The organism is Streptomyces avicenniae (assembly GCF_000719135.1).
In the GTDB taxonomy this organism is placed as follows: domain Bacteria; phylum Actinomycetota; class Actinomycetes; order Streptomycetales; family Streptomycetaceae; genus Streptomyces; species Streptomyces avicenniae.
The window spans coordinates 384,285-401,280 of sequence record NZ_JOEK01000012.1 but is presented as its reverse complement, the minus strand read 5'-3'; the positions used below and the strand labels follow the sequence as shown (position 1 = coordinate 401,280).

At 71.6% G+C, this 16,996-nt stretch carries 9 protein-coding genes, 1 tRNA gene and 1 rRNA gene; 10 read left to right on the top strand and 1 reads right to left on the bottom strand.

The window, feature by feature from the left end; all coding sequences use genetic code 11:
• Both rrf and IF27_RS22030 read left to right on the top strand, forming a co-directional pair.
• Window positions 1-96 (top strand): 5S ribosomal RNA (gene rrf, locus IF27_RS22035); the annotation flags it as partial.
• Window positions 97-102: 6 nt separating this feature from the next.
• Window positions 103-175: transfer RNA gene (locus tag IF27_RS22030), tRNA-Thr, on the top strand.
• Window positions 176-292: 117 nt separating this feature from the next.
• Here the strand turns inward: IF27_RS22030 and IF27_RS22025 are convergent.
• The gene (locus tag IF27_RS22025; protein WP_052851418.1) at window positions 293-2,899 is read right to left on the bottom strand and encodes a SpoIIE family protein phosphatase; all 2,607 of its coding nucleotides are present in this window, start codon (window positions 2,897-2,899) and stop codon (window positions 293-295) included.
• Between the two features lie 289 nt (window positions 2,900-3,188).
• On the opposite strand from IF27_RS22025, the gene IF27_RS22020 reads away from it, so the two are divergent.
• The 8 genes from IF27_RS22020 (at window position 3,189) to IF27_RS21985 (ending at window position 16,992) form a co-directional block, all read left to right on the top strand.
• On the top strand, window positions 3,189-8,645 hold the full coding sequence (locus tag IF27_RS22020) for a HAMP domain-containing protein (RefSeq protein ID WP_052851417.1): 5,457 nt from the start codon (window positions 3,189-3,191) through the stop codon (window positions 8,643-8,645).
• Window positions 8,646-9,030: 385 nt separating this feature from the next.
• Window positions 9,031-9,699, top strand: a complete 669-nt coding sequence (locus tag IF27_RS22015; RefSeq protein WP_052851416.1) for a response regulator — start codon at window positions 9,031-9,033, stop codon at window positions 9,697-9,699.
• 59 nt (window positions 9,700-9,758) lie between these two features.
• A complete protein-coding gene (locus tag IF27_RS22010) occupies window positions 9,759-12,509 on the top strand; it encodes a DNA translocase FtsK (RefSeq protein WP_052851415.1) in 2,751 nt (916 codons plus the stop codon).
• Between the two features lie 317 nt (window positions 12,510-12,826).
• Complete coding sequence (locus tag IF27_RS22005) at window positions 12,827-13,657, top strand: helix-turn-helix domain-containing protein (protein WP_052851414.1); 831 nt, start codon at window positions 12,827-12,829, stop codon at window positions 13,655-13,657.
• A 51-nt stretch (window positions 13,658-13,708) separates the two neighbouring features.
• The gene (locus IF27_RS22000; protein WP_110946129.1) at window positions 13,709-15,271 is read left to right on the top strand and encodes a MiaB/RimO family radical SAM methylthiotransferase; all 1,563 of its coding nucleotides are present in this window, start codon (window positions 13,709-13,711) and stop codon (window positions 15,269-15,271) included.
• On the top strand, window positions 15,268-15,918 hold the full coding sequence (gene pgsA / locus IF27_RS21995; RefSeq protein WP_052851412.1) for a CDP-diacylglycerol--glycerol-3-phosphate 3-phosphatidyltransferase: 651 nt from the start codon (window positions 15,268-15,270) through the stop codon (window positions 15,916-15,918). The genes IF27_RS22000 and pgsA overlap by 4 nt, the downstream gene beginning before the upstream one ends.
• Window positions 15,902-16,486: a CinA family protein gene (locus tag IF27_RS21990; protein WP_052851411.1), complete on the top strand. Its 585-nt coding sequence runs from the start codon at window positions 15,902-15,904 to the stop codon at window positions 16,484-16,486. Before pgsA ends, IF27_RS21990 begins: the two co-directional genes overlap by 17 nt.
• Window positions 16,487-16,581: 95 nt before the next feature.
• Complete coding sequence (locus IF27_RS21985; RefSeq protein ID WP_052851410.1) at window positions 16,582-16,992, top strand: helix-turn-helix domain-containing protein; 411 nt, start codon at window positions 16,582-16,584, stop codon at window positions 16,990-16,992.
• The last annotated feature ends 4 nt before the right edge of the window (window positions 16,993-16,996 follow it).

Genomic DNA, 16,996 nt, shown 5'->3' with positions numbered 1-16,996 from the left:
GAAACGCCCGGTAACATTCCGAACCCGGAAGCTAAGCTCTCCAGCGCCGATGGTACTGCATGGGGGACCGTGTGGGAGAGTAGGACACCGCCGGACAATATTGCCCCAATAGCTCAGTCGGCAGAGCGTCTCCATGGTAAGGAGAAGGTCAACGGTTCGATTCCGTTTTGGGGCTCTCCAATGGAAGAACATAAGGCTCTCACCTTCGGGTGGGGGCCTTTTTTCTTGCCGTTCTCCCGTGGTCCGGGCCGGAGATGTCCCACTCGACGCGCCTCTCCGGCCCGACGGGTGATCAGGCTTCCGGCATCCGCAGCGTCAGGATCGCCATGTCGTCCGACGGCGGGTCAGGCGCGAAGCGTTCGACGGCGCGGAGCACCCGCGCGGCCACCGCGCCCGCGGTCATCCCCGTGCAGGACGACAGCACGTCCGCCAGGCCGTCGTCGCCCAACATCCGGGAGCCCTCGCGCCGTTCGGTCACGCCGTCCGTGACGCACAGGAGAACGTCCCCCGGGTCGAGCCGACCCATCTGCTCGTGCAGCTCCAGGTCCTCGATGACACCCAGCAGCGGCTGGGCTCCCGCCGCCGCCTCGACCGTCCCGTCCGGAGTCAGCCGCAGCGGGAGGGGATGCCCGGCGCACACCATCTTCAGCAGCGCGCCGCCGTCCGCCTGCGGCCACAACTCGCCGTAGAGCAGCGTCAGGAAACGCGCGCGGTCGCCCTCTTCGAGGATCGCGGCGTTCAGCCGTTCCAGGACGGCCGGGCCCCCCAGGCCCTCCCGGGCTAGGAGACGCAGGGCGTGCCGGGCGAGGCCGGTCACCGCAGCGGCCTCGGGTCCCGTGCCGCACACGTCGCCGATGGCGAAGCCGTACGCCCCCTCACGGATGGGGAAGACGTCGTAGAAGTCGCCGCCCACCTCGTTGCCCTCGCCCGCGGCGCGGTAGATGACCTCCACCTCGACACCGGCGATCGTCGGCATCTTCGGCGGCAGCAGACTGCGCTGCAACGACTGGCTGATGGCCGTGCGCTCGCTGTAGAGCCTGGCGTTGTCGAGCGCCAGCGCGGCCCGGCGCGACAGGTCCTCCGCCAGCTCCATGATGTCCTGGCGGAACCGCTCCTCGGTGGGCTTGCCCAGTGCGAGCAGGCCGATCACACGGTTGCGGGCGACCAGCGGCAGCACCACCGTCTCGCCCCCCACGGCCGACGCCGTGGACAGGCTGGCGCCCGGCCCGGCCGACGCGGAGGGCGCCTGGCCGAGGGCCAGGTTCCGCAGCGAGCTGCGGAGCGCGGTGTTGTGCGCCGCGTCCGCGGGCGCGTGCCAGCGCCGTACGCCCAGCGCGATGTCCGGGTCCGGCGGCTCGACACGCTTCAGCAGGGCCTTGATGCCGTCGATCCGGTCCTCGTCCTCGTGCAGCACGTAGGAGAGCACCGGGTCGCCGAAGTCGGAGATCGTGTAGACGGCGCACCAGGTCGCGAGCGTCGGGACGGTCATCTGGGCCATGAGCGCGAGCGTCTGGTTGTGGTCCAGGGTGCCCGCCAGCAGCTCCGACGCCTCCACGAGGAAGGCCAGCGACCCGCGCCGCAGCCGTTCCAGCTCGGTCAGCCTGGCCGACTCGACGGCCAGCGCGATGCGGTCGGCCGCGAACTGGAGGCGCAGCGCCTCCTCGTTGCTGTACCGGCCAGGGGTCTCCGAGGCGACGCCGAGCGAACCGGTCAGCCGCCCCTCCACCTTCAGCGGCACGATCACGACGGCGTGCATCCCGGTGCCGGACAGCAGCGGCACGGCGCCCGGGGCGGTGGCCAGGTCCTCGTGCACGGCGGGCATGCGCGCGGAACCGTACCGGCCGCTGCCGGTCTCCACGGGGACGCGGGCGAAGCGCTGGCGTGCCGACGGGAGGCCGGTCGTCGCCCGTACCTCAAGCTCCGTCTCGTCGTCCGTGGCGAGGAGGAGGAACGCGGCGTCGCCGTCGAGCATGTCGCGGGCCCGCTCCACCGTGCGCTGGAGGAGGCCGTCGAGGTCGTCGGGCGGCGGGCCTCCCACCAGCCCGTCCAGCGGGTCGCCTGTCCGATCCACGGCCTCGCCGCCCGAGTGCAGCGGCAGGCGGACCGGGCTCTGGAGGACGGCCCGCTCGTCGTCGCGCACGATCAGGCAGACCGTGGACGGCTCGCCGTGGCTGTCACGGACCCGCAGGTGGCACGCGTACACCGGCACGGTCCTGCCCTGCGCGTCACGCAGCCCGTAGGTGCCCTCCCAGCGGGACAGCGACAGGGCCTCGGCGATGCCGGTGCCCGTGCCGGGCGTCTGCGGCCAAGCGGCGAGGTCGCTGAGGGGCTTGCCCAGGACCTGTTCAGGCCGGTAGCCGAAGAGCAGGTGGGCGTCGTCGTTCCACGCCGTGACGGCGTCGGTGCTGTCCACCTGGACGACGGCGACGCGCACACGTTCGTCCGTGACGGGGAGCGCGGCGTCCGGGATGACCGGTCCTGCCGAGCGCGTGCCGACGGGTACGGCGGCCTGGTCGAGGCGGAACCACACGCGCTTCTCCGACGCCGTGTAGTCCACCCCCCAGTGCGACGCGAGCGCGGCGCACAGCAGCAGCCCGCGGCCCCCCTCGCTGTTGAGGTCGAGACGGTTGCGGCCCAGCTCGCCGAGCGGCAGCTCCCGCTCCGGGTGGTGGTCCACGACCTCGATGCGGACGCCCTGCTTGTCGCGCAGGCAGCGGACGTCGGCCGCCGTGCCCGCGTGGACGACGGCGTTGGTGACCAGCTCGCTGGTGAGGACCACCGCGTCCTCGGTGAGGTCGGTGAGGCCCCAGCCCTGGAGGGTGTCCCGTACGAAGCCGCGCGCGGTCGCGACCGAACGGCCCACCGGCTCGAAGGTGGCCGCAGCTCGCGCGGTGATCACGTACTCCCCCAGAGGTCTGTCGTTGTGCCGGATGCCAGGTTACTGACGTCGCCGTGTGCAGCGAACGGCGCATCCGCCGAATTCCCCCCAACCGGGATCAGTGGTGGTCGATGCTGCCGAACTGTTATCGCCCGGTCGGTCGAGGGTGAAACACTGGGAGGGTCCGGCGTGCGAGCCCCGGGCGCAAGGGTCGATCGGCGGGAGGGACACAGTGGTGTCTGACGGAGCGGATGTGCGCGCCGGCACGCGTGCGCGAACGAGGAGGCCGAGGGCCGGCGGCACCGTCGAAGTGGACGCCGCCGCCCTCGACCGGCTGCTCTCCGCTCTGGAGGCCATGCGCGACGGCAACATGCGCAAGCGCCTCACCGTCGTCGGCGGGGGGCCCATGGCGGAGATCGCGGCCGTCTACAACCAGGTGGCCGACCGCGGGCTGCACCTGACCGGCCAGCTCGCGGGCGTACGGCGGCTGGTGGGCCGCGAGGGGAAGCTCACCGAGCGGATGGAGACCGGGGTCTGCGAGGGCGCCTGGGGCAAGGCCATCGACGACGCCAACGATCTCGTGGACGACCTGGTCAGGCCGGTGTCCGAGGTGGGCCGCGTGCTGACGGCCGTGGCCGAGGGTGACCTGGAGCAGCGGATGGAGCTGCGGGTCGAGGCCAGGGACGGGACGGGACGGCCGCTGAAGGGCGAGTTCCTGCGCGTGGGCCGTACGGTCAACGGGCTCGTCGATCACCTCTCGCAGTTCACGGACGAGGTGACGCGTGTCGCCCGCGAGGTGGGCACGGAGGGCAAGCTCGGCGGTCAGGCGAAGGTCCGGGGCATGTCGGGCTCGTGGAAGGGCCTGACCGACTCGGTCAACACGATGGCGGCCCGGCTGACGGCGCAGGTGCGGGACATCTCGACCGTGACCAAGGCGGTGAACGAGGGCGACCTGTCGCGGAAGGTCACCGTGCACGTGGCGGGCGAGATGCTGGAGCTGAAGGACACCGTGAACACCATGGTGGACCAGCTCTCCTCGTTCCAGTCCGAGGTGACCCGCGTCGCGCGCGAGGTGGGGACCGAGGGCGTGCTCGGCGGGCAGGCACAGGTCAAGAACGTCGCGGGTGTGTGGAAGGACCTCACCGACTCCGTCAACACGATGGCGGGGAATCTGACCAAACAGGTGCGGGAGATCGCGCAGGTCACCACGGCCGTCGCGAACGGCGACCTGTCGCAGAAGATCACGGTCAGCGCGCGCGGCGAGGTCGCGCAGCTCGCGGACACGATCAACGACATGACGCTGACGCTCCAGTCGTTCGCCGACGAGGTGACCAGGACGGCCACCGAGATCGGTACGGAGGGCGCCCTCGGCGGGCAGGCGCGCGTCCAGGGCGTGGCCGGGGTGTGGAAGGAACTGACGGACTCCGTCAACACGGCGTTCCGCAACCTGACCGCGCAGGTCCGTGACATCGCGCAGGTGACGACGGCGGTGGCGAACGGTGACCTCTCGCAGAAGGTGACGGTGGACGTCTCCGGCGAGATGCTGGAGCTGAAGAGCACGGTCAACCGGATGGTGGACCAGCTGTCGTCGTTCCAGTCCGAGGTCACGCGGGTGGCGCGGGAGATCGGCGACGAGGGTGCGCTGGGCGGGCAGGCGTCCGTGCTCGGGGTGGCGGGTGCCTGGAAGGACCTCACCGACTCGGTGAACACGGCGTTCCGCAACCTCACCGGGCAGGTGCGGAACATCGCGCAGGTGACGACGGCGGTCGCCAACGGCGATCTGTCGCAGAAGGTGACGGTGGACGTCTCCGGCGAGATGCTGGAGCTGAAGAGCACGGTCAACCGGATGGTGGACCAGCTGTCGTCCTTCGCCGAGCAGGTGACACGGGTCGCGACCGAGGTGGGCATCGAGGGCCGCCTCGGGGGCCAGGCGCAGGTGGAGGGCGCGAGCGGCACCTGGAAGGCGCTGACCGACTCCGTGAACCGGATGGCGTCCAACCTCACGGACCAGGTGCGGAACATCGCGCAGGTGACGACGGCGGTCGCCAACGGCGACCTCACCCAGAAGATCGCGGTGGACGCGCGGGGCGAGATCCTCGAACTCAAGAGCACCGTGAACACGATGGTCGATCAGCTGTCGTCGTTCGCGGAGCAGGTCACGCGGGTGGCGCGTGAGGTGGGCACGGAGGGCCGTCTCGGCGGGCAGGCGCAGGTCTCCGGCGTCGCCGGTACCTGGCGTGACCTGACGGACTCCGTCAACGGCATGGCGTCCAACCTGACCGGGCAGGTCAGGAACATCTCGCAGGTCGCCATGGCGGTCGCGCGCGGTGACCTGACGCAGCGGATCACCGTGGACGCCAAGGGCGAGATCCTCGAACTGAAGGACACGCTCAACACGATGGTCGATCAGCTGTCGTCGTTCGCCGAGCAGGTCACGCGGGTGGCCCGCGAGGTGGGCACGGACGGGCGGCTCGGCGGGCAGGCGCAGGTCGAGGGCGTGGCCGGTACGTGGAAGGACCTCACGCAGTCGGTCAACAGCATGGCCAACAACCTGACGCTCCAGGTCCGGAACATCGCCGAGGTCACGACCGCCGTGGCGCGGGGCGACCTGACGAAGAAGATCACGGTGGACGCGCGCGGCGAGATCCTCGTGCTCGTCACGACGGTGAACACGATGGTGGACCAGCTGTCCTCCTTCGCCGAGCAGGTCACCCGGGTCGCCCGTGAGGTGGGCACCGAGGGGCAGCTGGGCGGGCAGGCGCAGGTGCGGGGCGTGTCCGGCACCTGGAAGGCGCTCACCGACAACGTCAACCTCATGGCGCGCAACCTCACGACCCAGGTGCGGAACATCTCGGAGGTCGCGACGGCGGTGGCCAACGGCGACCTGTCCAAGAAGGTCACCGTCGAGGCCAGTGGCGAGGTCGCGCAGCTCGCCGACACCGTCAACCGGATGGTGACGACCCTGTCGTCGTTCGCCGCCGAGGTGACGCGCGTGGCGCGTGAGGTGGGTACGGAGGGGCGGCTCGGCGGCCAGGCGAAGGTCCCGGGCGTCTCGGGGACGTGGCGTGACCTGACGGAGTCCGTGAACCGGATGGCGTCCAACCTCACCGGGCAGGTGCGGAACATCCGGATGGTCACCACGGCCATCGCGCAGGGCGACCTGACGAAGAAGATGGACATCGACGCGCGGGGCGAGATCTTCGAGCTGAAGCAGACCCTCAACACGATGGTGGACCGGCTGTCGCTCTTCGCCGACCAGGTGACGAAGGTCGCCCGCGAGGTGGGTACGGACGGCCAGCTGGGCGGTCAGGCGCGGGTGCCGGGGGTGGCGGGCACCTGGAAGGACCTGACGGACTCCATGAACGAGATGGCGGCGAACCTGACCCGCCAGGTCCGCGGCATCGCGCGGGTCGCCGAGTTCGTGGACCGGGGCGACCACAACGTGCGGATCGACACCGACGCGGCGGGCGAGATCCTGGTCGTCCAGGAGAGCGTCAACAAGATGATCATCAATCTGCGCGAAACGACGCTCGCCAACAAGGAGACGGACTGGCTCAAGAGCAACCTGGCCCGGATCTCGGGGCTGTTGCAGGGCAGGCGCGAGCTGAAGGACGTCGCGAGCCTGGTGATGAGCGAGCTGGTCCCGGCCGTCACGGCGCAGCACGGCGCGTTCTTCCTGGCCGTGGAGACGGACGGCGACATGGTCGGGAGCGGGAGCAGCGACGGGTACGAGCTGCGGATGCTCGGGTCGTACGGGTTCGCGTCCGGGCTGCAGGCGATGTCGTTCCGGCCGCGTGAGTCGTTGGTGGGGACGGCGGCCGACGAGCGGCGCATGATCGCCTTCGGGCCGACGCCGGAGGGCTATCTGAAGATCTCGTCGGGGCTCGGCGAGGCGCCGCCGGTGTTCGGCGTCGCGCTGCCGGTGCTGTTCGAGGACCAGGTGCTCGGCGTGCTGGAGCTGGCGTCGTTCAAGCCGTTCACGCAGATCGAGCAGGACTTCCTCGGCCAGATGGCGGAGATGATCGCCACGACCGTCAACACGATCAGCGTGAACACCCGCACCGAGCTGCTGCTCGCCGGTTCGCAGGAGCTGGCCAACCAGCTCCAGGAGCAGACCGACGAGCTGGAGAAGCAGCGCGTGGCGCTTGAGGCGTCCAACTCGGAGCTGCGCGAGAAGGCGGACCTGCTGGCGCAGACCAACCGCCGGATCGAGGTGAAGAACTCCGAGATCGAGGAGGCGCGGCGCGGCCTCCAGGAGCGTGCCGAGCAGCTCGCCGTGTCGATGCGGTACAAGTCGGAGTTCCTGGCGAACATGTCGCACGAGCTGCGGACGCCGCTCAACTCGCTGCTGATCCTCGCCAAGCTGCTGGCCGACAACGCCGAGGGCAACCTGTCGCCGAAGCAGGTCGAGTTCGCCGAGACGATCCACGGCGCGGGCTCCGACCTCCTCCAGCTGATCAACGACATCCTGGACCTGTCGAAGGTCGAGGCGGGGAAGATGGACGTCAGCCCGACGCGGATCGCGCTGGTGCAGCTGGTGGACTACATCGAGGCGTCGTTCCGGCCGCTGACGGCCGAGAAGAGCCTGGAGTTCTCGGTGCGCGTCTCGCCCGAGCTGCCCGCGACGCTGCACACGGACGAGCAGCGGCTCCTCCAGGTGCTGCGCAACCTGCTGTCCAACGCGGTGAAGTTCACCGACACGGGGTCCGTCGAGCTGGTGATCCGGCCGGTCTCGGCCGAGGTGCCCACCGAGATCCGTGACCAGTTGCTGGAGAACGGCGCCGGGCTCGCGCCGGACGCGCCGCTGGTGGCGTTCGCGGTGTCCGACACGGGCATCGGGATCGCGGCGAGCAAGATGCGGGTGATCTTCGAGGCGTTCAAGCAGGCGGACGGGACGACCAGCCGCAAGTACGGCGGCACCGGCCTCGGCCTGTCGATCAGCCGGGAGATCGCCCGGCTGCTCGGCGGGGAGATCCACGCGGCGAGCGAGCCGGGGCGTGGCTCGACGTTCACGCTGTACCTGCCGCTCCAGCCCACCGAGTTGCCGCCGCCCGGCTACGGCCAGCTCGCGGGCGGGACGCCGTCGATCGAGGCGCGGCGGGCCGATCTGGCCCTGGAGCCCGGTCCTTCGGCGGCGGCCGTGGTGGAGCCGCAGCCCCAGCCGCCGGTCAACGGCGACGCGCGTGTCGTGGAGGCCGCGCCGGACCGTGACCGGGAGAGCCGCCGCGCGTCGATCGCGGCCGAGCGCGCCGCCGAGTCGCTGACCCGCCGCCACCGGGAGCGGTTCACCGACCCGGGCCCGGGCGCCGCCGGGCAGGGCGAGTCGGGCGGGCGCGCCGCCGAGTCGTCGGGCGACGAGGAGCGGCTGCGTCAGCTGCACCGCGAGTTCAGGGGGCGCAAGGTGCTGATCGTGGACGACGACGTGCGGAACGTGTTCGCGCTGACCAGCGTCCTCGAACAGCACGGCCTGCGCGTGCTGTACGCGGAGAACGGGCGCGAGGGCATCGAGGTGCTGGAGTCCAACGAGGACGTCGTCCTGGTGCTGATGGACATCATGATGCCGGAGATGGACGGGTACGCGACGACGTCCGCGATCCGGCGCATGCCGCAGTTCTCCGGGCTGCCGATCATCGCGCTGACGGCGAAGGCGATGAAGGGCGACCGGGAGAAGACGATCGAGTCGGGCGCGTCCGACTACGTGACCAAACCCGTTGACACGGAACAGCTGTTGGCCGTCATGGGGCAGTGGATGCGCAGCCGGGCGTGAGCCGGGCCGGGAGGCGTGGGAGCGGAACCACGGGCGCCTCCCGGGCGTTCTTCCGTACGGACGGCGTGGTTCGCCGGGCTGGGGTGCCCGTGGTATCGTGACGCAGCGCGATGTGCTGATCACCGGGCGCCTTGCGTTCCTTTCCGTTCAGGCGAGTGGGCAGGGTGATTCGCCGGTGGTGCCGAGGGTCGGGCCGGAGTGATGTCGGTCTCCCGCAAGGGCGCGGGAGCCCCGGAGGCGGAGTGCACCGGCGCATGGCCGAGCATGCTCGCTGGCATCGGTGCCGGGGAGGATGTCACCATGTCCGGCACAGGAGCGGGCGGCGGGACAGCGCCGTCCACAACGGCGGCGCGTGACCGCGCCGCAGGGGCGAGGAGGACGGGCCATGGTGCAGAAGGCCAAGATCCTCCTGGTCGATGACCGGCCCGAGAATCTGCTGGCGCTGGAGGCCATCCTCTCGGCGCTCGATCAGACACTGGTCCGGGCATCGTCAGGGGAGGAAGCGCTCAAGGCGCTGCTCACGGAGGACTTCGCGGTCATCCTGCTGGACGTCCAGATGCCGGGCATGGACGGTTTCGAGACGGCGGCGCACATCAAGCGGCGCGAGCGTACGCGTGACATCCCGATCATCTTCCTGACCGCGATCAACCACGGTCCCCACCACACGTTCCGTGGCTACGCCGCGGGCGCGGTGGACTACATCTCCAAGCCGTTCGACCCGTGGGTGCTGCGCGCCAAGGTCTCGGTGTTCGTCGATCTGCACATGAAGAACGTGCAGTTGCGCGAGCAGGCGGTCCTGCTGCGCCGTGAGCTGGACGGCGGGCACACGGCGGCCGACTCCGAGCGCGCGGGCGGGCTGCTGCCCGAGCTGTCGGCGCGGCTGGCGGCCGTCGAGGAGCAGGCCGAGGTGCTGTCCAAGGAGCTGTCGGAGTCCGGCGGCAGCGCCGCGGTCTCCACGGCGGCCCATCTGGAACGGAAGCTTGCCGGGCTGCGCAGGGCGCTCGACGCCTTGCAGCCGGGGGCCGGGCAGCAGAAGTCGGTCGAGTCCCGCTGACGTCCCGTCAAGGGGTGTGCTCCGTGCCTCGGGAGTGAGACCCCGGTAACCTCACCCCCATGGCCTCACGTACGCCCGGCAAGGGTCCTCGGAACGGGCGCGGTGACGCGGGGGCGGCCGGGAAGGCGGCCCCCGCGAAGAAGGCTCAGGCGAAGAAGGCCGCGGCCCGGAGGCCGGCGGCCAAGAAGGCGGCGCCCCGCAAGGCGCCGCCACCGCCACCGCCTCCTCCGAAGCGCCCGCTCGTCGTCCGCGTCGGCCGCGGTCTGTGGCTGGGGATCGCGCACCCGGTGGGCGCGGTGCTGCGCGGTGTGGGGCGGGGCGCGAAGGGCCTCGACCCCGCGCACCGCAAGGACGGTCTCGCGCTGCTGCTGCTGGCCCTGGCCCTCGTGGTGGCGGCGGGCACCTGGTCCAACCTGCGCGGCCCGGTCGGTGAGCTGGTGACCATGCTGGTGACCGGCGCCCTGGGCCGTCTCGACCTTGTCTTCCCCGTCGTCCTCGGCTTCCTCGCGGTCCGGCTGATCCGGCACCCGGAGAAGCAGGAGGCGAACGGCCGCATCGTCATCGGGCTGAGCGCGCTGCTCGTCGGCGTCCTCGGGCTCGTGCACATCTTCACGGGGGCGCCGGGGCGCAGCGAGGGCGCGCAGGCGCTGCGGGACACCGGGGGGCATCTCGGCTGGGCGGCGTCCAGGCCGCTGATCCTGGCCGTCGGCGAGCCGCTGGCCATGGCGCTGCTCGTGCTGCTGACCGTCTTCGGGCTGCTCGTCGTCACGGCCACGCCGGTCAACGCGATCCCGCGCCGCCTGCGGGAGGGCGCCGTACGGCTGGGGCTGCTGGAGGAGCGCACGCCGGGCGGGTCCGCGTTCGGCACCGGCACGGAGGCCGCGCCCGAGGACGGGTACGGGGACCACGACGCGTACGACGCGTACGACGACTTCGACACCCCCGTGACCCGGCGCGCGCCGCGCCCCCAGCGGCTTCCCGAGCCGGACGGCGAGGACGCCGTCGTCGCCCCGCAGCGCCGCAGGGGCGGCGCGCGCGGGGGGCGCGAGAGCCTGGACCCGGTGGACGTCGCCGCCGCCGCGGCGGCCTCGCTCGACGGAGCGCTCCTGCACGGCGTGCAGCCGTCGCCGCTGGTCGCCGAACTCAGCAGCCGGGTCTCCACCGGCCGGAACGGGAAGCGCGGCCGGGGCGCCGGGGCCGACGCAGGGACGGACGAGGCCGAGCACGTCGCGGTCGGCGCGGCGCCGTCCGGCGGCGTGCCCGACCTGACGAAGAGTGCCCCCGAGCCCTCGGGCCCGCTGCCGCCGCGCGCCGAGCAGCTCCAGCTCGCGGGCGACGTCACGTACGCGCTCCCGTCCCTCGACCTCCTGGTGCGCGGCGGCCCGGGGCGTACGCGCAGCGCGGCGAACGACGCGGTGGTGGATTCGCTGACCACGGTGTTCTCCGAGTTCAGGGTGGACGCCCGGGTCACCGGCTTCACGCGCGGTCCGACGGTGACGCGGTACGAGGTCGAGCTGGGCCCGGCCGTGAAGGTCGAGAAGATCACCGCGCTGACGAAGAACATCGCGTACGCCGTCGCGAGCCCCGACGTGCGCATCATCAGCCCGATCCCGGGCAAGTCGGCGGTGGGTATCGAGATCCCGAACAGCGACCGGGAGATGGTCAACCTCGGGGACGTGCTGCGGACCGCGGACGCCGCCGGTGAGAGCGATCCGCTGCTCGTCGGGATCGGCAAGGACGTCGAGGGCGGCTACCAGATGGCCGACCTGGCGAAGATGCCGCACCTGCTGGTCGCGGGTGCCACCGGCTCCGGCAAGTCGTCGTGCATCAACTGCCTGATCACCTCGGTCATGATGCGCTCGACGCCGGAGGACGTGCGGCTGGTGCTGGTGGATCCGAAGCGGGTCGAGCTGACGGCGTACGAGGGCATCCCGCACCTCATCACGCCGATCATCACGAACCCGAAGCGTGCCGCCGAGGCGCTCCAGTGGGTCGTGCGCGAGATGGACCTGCGCTACGACGACCTGGCGGCGTACGGCTTCCGGCACATCGACGACTTCAACGCGGCCGTGCGCGCGGGCAAGGTCAGCCCGCCGGACGGCAGCGGACGCGAGCTGGCGCCGTACCCGTACCTCCTCGTCATCGTGGACGAGCTGGCCGACCTGATGATGGTCGCGCCGCGGGACGTCGAGGACTCCATCGTGCGGATCACCCAGCTGGCCCGCGCCGCCGGTATCCATCTGGTGCTCGCGACGCAGCGGCCGAGCGTGGACGTCGTGACCGGGCTCATCAAGGCGAACGTGCCCTCGCGGCTGGCGTTCGCGACCTCGTCGCTGGCGGACAGCCGCGTGATCCTGGACCAGGCGGGCGCCGAGAAGCTGATCGGCAAGGGCGACGGGCTGTTCCTGCCGATGGGCGCGAACAAGCCGGTGCGGATGCAGGGGGCGTACGTCACGGAGGAGGAGGTCGCCGCCGTCGTCGCGCACTGCAAGGAGCAGATGAAGCCGGTCTTCCGTGACGACGTGACGGTCTCGTCGGGCGCGAAGAAGGAGATCGACGAGGAGATCGGCGACGATCTGGACCTGTTGTGCCAGGCGGCCGAGCTGGTGGTGTCCACGCAGTTCGGCTCGACGTCGATGCTCCAGCGCAAGCTGCGGGTGGGGTTCGCCAAGGCGGGGCGGCTGATGGACCTGATGGAGTCGCGTGGCGTCGTCGGCCCGAGCGAGGGGTCGAAGGCGCGGGACGTGCTGGTGAAGCCGGACGAGCTGGACGGCGTGCTCGCGGTCATCCGGGGGCAGACGGAGGGCTAGGGCCCGTCTTCACAGGGGTCGTCCTGCTCGCGGCGTCCGGCACGCACGCTCGCTGCGTTGCCGCATCGCCCTGGTACGACCTGTACGAGGACGATCCGGCGCCTTGCGCTCGCACGCACCGGACGCCGCGAGCGGCCGGACGCCCCCGTGAAGACGCGCCCTAGGGCACGTCCCGGGGCCTGTCTCCACAGGGGCCCGGCCCGCGGTACGGCCATCCGGTTGGCGGACAAATGGGCTCGGCCCGGTTGCCCGATCGTTCTCCACCGCCCCTAGACTTATAAGCACAGCACGCGGCTTCCCGCTCGAAAGGCGCCCCCGTGTCCCAAGGCAACTCCGCAGCCGAGGACCGGCCTTCCGTCGGCCGGCTCCTTCAGCAGGCGCGTATCGCAGCAGGGCTGACCGTAAACGACGTCAGTTCGTCCACCCGGGTGCGTATTCCGATCGTTCAGGCGATCGAGCAGGACGATTTCAGTCGCTGTGGCGGGGACGTCTACGCCCGGGGGCACATCCGTTCGCTCGCGCGCGCGGTGGGCCTCGACCCGGCGGAGCTGATCGCCCTTCACGACGAGCAGCGGGACCCCGAACCCCTGCGCCTCTCTTCCGGACCTCTGTTCGACGCGGAGCGCATCCGGCCGGAGCCACGGCGCCCCAACTGGACGGCCGCCATGGTCGCGGCCATCGTCGCCGTCGTCGGTTTCGTCGGCTTCACCTTCTTCAGCGGCGGGGACGAGAACACCCCGGGCGCGTCCGCCGAGGGCTCCCCGGTGCCCGGCCGCCCCGGCGGTGTCGCGGGCGGCGAGCCGGAGGAGGGCGCCCCCTCGGACGCGCCGCCCACCCGGCCGCAGGAGCCCGAGCCGTCCGAGAGCGCCGTCGCCGCGGCGCCGACCGACAAGGTCACCGTCCGGCTCACGATGGAGGGTGGCGACAGCTGGATCTCCGTCCGCGACAGCACCGGCCGCGTCCTCTTCGAGGAGGTGCTCAGGGAGGGCGACTCCCAGACCTTCACGGACGACGACCGCATCGATCTCGTCCTCGGCAACGCGGGCGCCGTCCAGCTGCACGTCAACGGCAAGGAGATCGAGAGTGATTTCGAGACCGGCCAGGTGCAGCGGCTGACCTACACGCCGGGCGACCCCGAGGAGGGGTGAGCGCCACCGGGCGGGGGAGGCGGCTGCCCGCGGACGAAGTAGGCTGAGTCCATGTCCGAACGCCGTACCGTCGCCCTGGTCACGCTTGGTTGCGCCCGTAATGAGGTGGATTCAGAAGAGCTGGCGGGGCGTCTCGCCGCGGACGGCTGGGACCTCGTGGACGACGCGGCCGACGCCGAGGTGGCCGTCGTCAACACCTGCGGCTTCGTCGAGGCGGCCAAGAAGGACTCGGTGGACGCGCTCCTGGAGGCCGGGCAGCTGAAGTCGGGCGCCGCGGAGGGCGGACGTACCCGCGCCGTCGTCGCCGTCGGCTGCATGGCGGAACGGTACGGCAAGGACCTGGCGGAGGTGCTGCCCGAGGCGGACGCCGTCCTCGGCTTCGACGACTACGCCGACATCTCCGAGCGGCTGCGCACCATCCTGGCGGGCGGCGTCCACACCTCGCACGTGCCCCGCGACCGCAGGAAGCTCCTGCCGATCAGCCCCGCCGAGCGGCAGGGCGCCGACGTCGCGCTGCCGGGCCACGGCGCCGCGCCCGTGGCGTCCGCGGACGCCATAACCGATCTCCCCGCCGGCCTCGCCCCCGCGTCGGGGCCCCGCGCCCCGCTGCGCCGCCGCCTGGACGACAGCCCCGTCGCGTCCGTGAAGCTGGCCTCGGGCTGCGACCGGCGCTGCACCTTCTGCGCGATCCCGTCGTTCCGCGGCTCCTTCATCTCCCGCCGCCCCTCCGACGTGCTCGGTGAGGCGCGCTGGCTGGCGGAGCAGGGCGTCCGCGAGATCATGCTCGTCTCGGAGAACAACACCTCCTACGGCAAGGACCTCGGCGACATCCGCCTGTTGGAGACCCTGCTGACCGAACTGGCCGCCGTGGACGGCCTGGAGCGCATCCGCGTCAGCTACCTCCAGCCCGCCGAGATGCGCCCGGGGCTCATCGACGTGCTCACCGGCACGGACAAGGTCGCGCCCTACTTCGACCTCTCCTTCCAGCACTCGGCGCCGTCCGTGCTGCGCGCGATGCGCCGCTTCGGGGACACCGAGCGTTTCCTCGGCCTGCTGGAGACCATCAGAGGCAAGGCGCCGCTGGCCGGGGTCCGTTCCAACTTCATCGTCGGCTTCCCCGGCGAGACCGAGGCCGACGTCGCCGAGCTGGAGCGCTTCCTCACCGCCGCGCGCCTCGACGCCATCGGCGTCTTCGGCTACTCGGACGAGGAGGGGACCGAGGCCGCCGGGTACGACGGCAAGCACGCCCCCGAGGAGGTCGCCGAGCGTCTCGCCCGCGTGTCCCAGCTGGCCGACGGCCTGATCGCCCAGCGCGCGGAGGACCGCGTCGGCGAGCCCGTGCGCGTCCTCGTCGAGTCCCTGGACGGGGACGACGTCGAGGGCGAGGATCCGTACGGCGGCCCGCTGGGCGCCGACGGGCTGTCCGGCCAGGTCCTCGCGGTCGGGCGCGCCGCGCACCAGGCGCCGGAGACGGACGGCCACGTCATGCTCGTCGGAGCGGCGGACGCGGCCAAACCCGCCGTGGGGCGGTTCGTGGACGCCGAGGTCGTCGCCACGCGGGGCGTGGACCTGGTCGCCGTCCTGCGGCCCGGCCCCGCCGGGGCCGCCAGATGACGGGAATGCCGGCCTCCGCCGCCGGACGAGGCCGGGCGGCGGACGCGCGGACGGCCGTCACCCCTGGACTGTGGAACATCGCCAACGTCCTCACGATGGTCCGGCTGGCGCTCGTCCCGGTCTTCGTGCTCCTGATGTTCGCCGATGACGGGCACGACCCGGCCTGGCGGTCGCTGGCCTGGGCCGCGTTCACCGTCGCCATGATCACGGACCTCTTCGACGGGGAGCTGGCCAGGCGGCGCAACCTCGTCACCGACTTCGGCAAGATCGCCGACCCCATCGCCGACAAGGCGATCATGGGATCGGCCCTGATCTGCCTCTCCCTGCTGTCCGCCGTGCCGTGGTGGGTGACGGTCGTCATCCTCGCGAGGGAATTGGGCATCACGGCGATGCGTTTCTGGGTGATCAGGCACGGCGTCATGGCGGCAGGGCGCGGCGGCAAGCTCAAGACGCTCACGCAGGGCATCGCCGTCGGGATGTACATCCTGTCACTGACCGGGCCGCTCGCGTCACTGCGCTGGTGGGTGATGGGGGCCGCCGTCGTGTTGACGGTGGCGACCGGTCTCGACTACGTGCGGCAGGCCCTCGTGCTGCGCCGCGCGGGACTGGCCAGGGAACGGGCGGAGGCCGATGGGAACGCGCGGTAGCACGGAGGGTTGCGGCTCGCTCACGGCCCGGCAGGTGCTGGGGCTGCTGGCCGACCGCGGGCAGACGGTGGCCGTGGCCGAGTCGCTGACGGGCGGCCTGGTCGCCGCGACCCTCACGGACGTGCCAGGGGCCTCCCGGACGTTCCGCGGCGCCGTGACCGCCTACGCGACCGAGGTCAAGCGGACCGTGCTCGGCGTGGACGGCGGTCTCCTGGCCGAGCGGGGCCCCGTGGACGCCGAGGTCGCCAGGCAGCTCGCCACCGGCGTACGCGCCCTGCTGCGCGCGGACTGGGGACTGGCCACGACGGGGGTCGCGGGGCCGGAACAGCAGGACGGGAAGCCCGTCGGAACGGTCTACGTCGCGGTTTCGGGACCGGCATCGGGGAAAGTCGTGGCTCAGCGGCTCAGCCTCCACGGTGACCGTGCCGCCATCAGGATCGGCAGCGTACGAGCGGTTCTCACCCTGCTGCGCAACGAGCTGATCCTCCCGGGGCGCCGGGAGGATCGTGGTGCGGGGGAGGGGCAGGATACGGAACAGGACGGAGGAGATGGATGTTTGCAGCCCTGAGTGAACAAGACATCGCTCCCCGCGCGGGGGGAGTCCGAGGCGGTACGGTGGGGCATGAAGCAAGCGAGGCCAACGGTCCGAGGAGGGAGCCACCGATGATCCTGCTCCGTCGCCTGCTGGGTGACGTGCTGCGTCGGCAGCGCCAACGTCAGGGCCGCACGCTGCGCGAAGTGTCCTCGTCGGCCCGGGTCTCCCTCGGCTACCTCTCCGAGGTGGAACGGGGGCAGAAGGAAGCCTCGTCCGAGCTGCTCGCCGCCATCTGTGACGCGCTCGACATGCGGATGTCGGAGCTGCTGCGCGAGGTGAGCGACGAGCTGGCCCTCGCCGAACTGGCCCAGTCGGCCGCGAGTGACGCGGTGCCGTCCCTCGGCGCCGGACGGGGGCTCGGCGAGCGTCCGATGCTCAACCCGGTCCGCGTGCCGCGTGTGTCCTCCGTCACCCACCGCGCCGACGACCACGTCACGATCAAGGCTCCGGCCGAGGCCGTGGACGTCGTCGCCGCCTGATTCC